Source organism: Endozoicomonas sp. SESOKO3 (assembly GCF_024606255.1).
In genome coordinates this window covers 1-1,969 of sequence record NZ_JAHHPR010000245.1, presented here as the reverse complement: position 1 = coordinate 1,969, position 1,969 = coordinate 1, and the positions used below count along the sequence as shown (strand labels likewise).

At 52.3% G+C, this 1,969-nt stretch carries 1 protein-coding gene; it reads left to right on the top strand.

Annotated features, from left to right (window positions below; translation table 11 throughout):
* Nucleotides 1–19 precede the first annotated feature (19 nt).
* Nucleotides 20–1,969, top strand: a 1,950-nt coding sequence (pta, locus tag KDK18_RS04365) for a phosphate acetyltransferase (RefSeq protein WP_257253473.1), incomplete at its 3' end; no start/stop codon positions are given.

Below are 1,969 nucleotides of genomic sequence, written 5' to 3'. Positions count from 1 at the left end.
ACATTTCCGGAGCTGCATTATGCGTACGTTTTTTCTGGCCCCCACCCGCTATGGAGTCGGCCTGACTTCAGTCTCTCTGGGTCTGGTGCGGGCACTGGACACCCTTGGCCTGAGGGTAAAATTCTTCAAACCTATTGCCCAGCTGCACACGACGGACAAAGGACCTGAGCGTTCTACACGACTGGCTCAGCGTATTATGGACCATGAGCCACCAACACCGATTACCACCCAAAAGGTTGAAAACTTGCTGGGAGACAATAAGGGTGATGAGATTATGGAAGAGATTGTCGCTCTGTTCGACGATGCTTCCGAAGGCGCTGAAGTCGTCGTGGTTGAAGGCCTGGTTCCTACCCGTGACATGCCTTATGCCAACCGCCTTAACAGCGATATGGCCAGAACACTGAACGCCGACATAATTTTGGTTTCAGAACCCGGCAAGGATTCTCTGGAAGATGTTGCAGACAAACTGGAAATTGCCGCCGACAGCTTCGGTGGCATCAAAAACCCCAATGTCATCGGTTATATCCTGAACAAGCTGGACAAAGAGCTGGTTGAACAACTGACTGAAGATCATCAATTCAGACCCTTGCCCGAGTTCTCTCGTAAGAATTTCCTGCCTCTGGGCTACATCAGCTATAACCCTCAACTGAGCTCACATCTTACTCTGGATATTGCCCGCCACCTAGGTTGTGAAGTCATTAACGAAGGTGACATTGCCCAGCGTCGTGTCAATTCCTACACGCTAAGTGCCAGAACTCCCAGCAACATGATTCATCACCTGAAGCCCGGTAATTTGATCATTACTGCCGGCGACCGTGATGACATCGTTCTGGCGACCTCAATGGCAGCCTCCAACGGTGTTCCCTTGCCCGGACTGTTACTCACCAGTGGTATCAGAATGTCCAGCGCTGTCCGGGAACTCTGCACCAAAGCCTTTTCTACAGGCTTGCCGGTCCTGATGACTGAGGATGATTCCTATACGACTGCTACCCGTCTGGACCGCATGAGTGATGAGTTACCTTTGGACGACATGGAACGTATTGAAAAGGTGATGAACACCATTGCCGAGAATCTTAATAACAGTTGGTTCAAGCAGCACTGCGGAAGCCTGACAGAGCGTCGCCTGTCACCTCCAGCATTCCGCTACAGTCTGGTGCAACAGGCAAAAGCCGCACGTAAACGCATCGTTCTGCCAGAGGGCGATGAACCAAGAACCATCCAGGCTGCCATCATCTGTCAGGAGCGTGGCATTGCCGAGTGTATCCTGCTGGGTAACCGTGAAGTCATTGAACAGGTTGCTCGTGATAACGGTTTTGATCTGCCGGAAGGGCTGATTATTATGGACCCCAGGAGTATCAGCCAACGTTACATTGAGCCCATGGTCGAACTGCGCAAGCATAAAGGTCTGAATGCCCCTATGGCAGAAGCTCAGCTGGAAGATACGGTGGTTCTGGGCACCATGATGCTGGCTATGGACGAGGTGGATGGACTGGTTTCCGGCGCCGTCCACACTACTGCCAATACCATCCGCCCGGCTTTTCAGCTGATTAAACCGAAAAAAGACGCCGGAGGACTTGTATCTTCCGTCTTCTTCATGCTGCTGCCCGACCAGGTTCTGGTATACGGCGACTGTGCCGTTAATCCAAACCCTGACGCAGAAGCTCTGGCTAACATTGCCATTCAGAGTGCCGACTCTGCCAAGGCCTTTGGTATTGAGCCACGCATCGCGATGATCAGCTACTCCACAGGCTCTTCAGGTATCGGCGCAGACGTTGAACGTGTTCGCAATGCCACCCAGCTGGTACGCGAGAAGCGCCCGGATCTGGTCGTTGATGGCCCGTTACAATATGACGCAGCGTCTGTAGAATCTGTTGCCAAGAGCAAGGCGCCCTATTCAGACGTTGCTGGTCGTGCAACTGTCTTCGTGTTTCCTGATCTCAATACAGGTAATACCACGTACAAGGCTGTG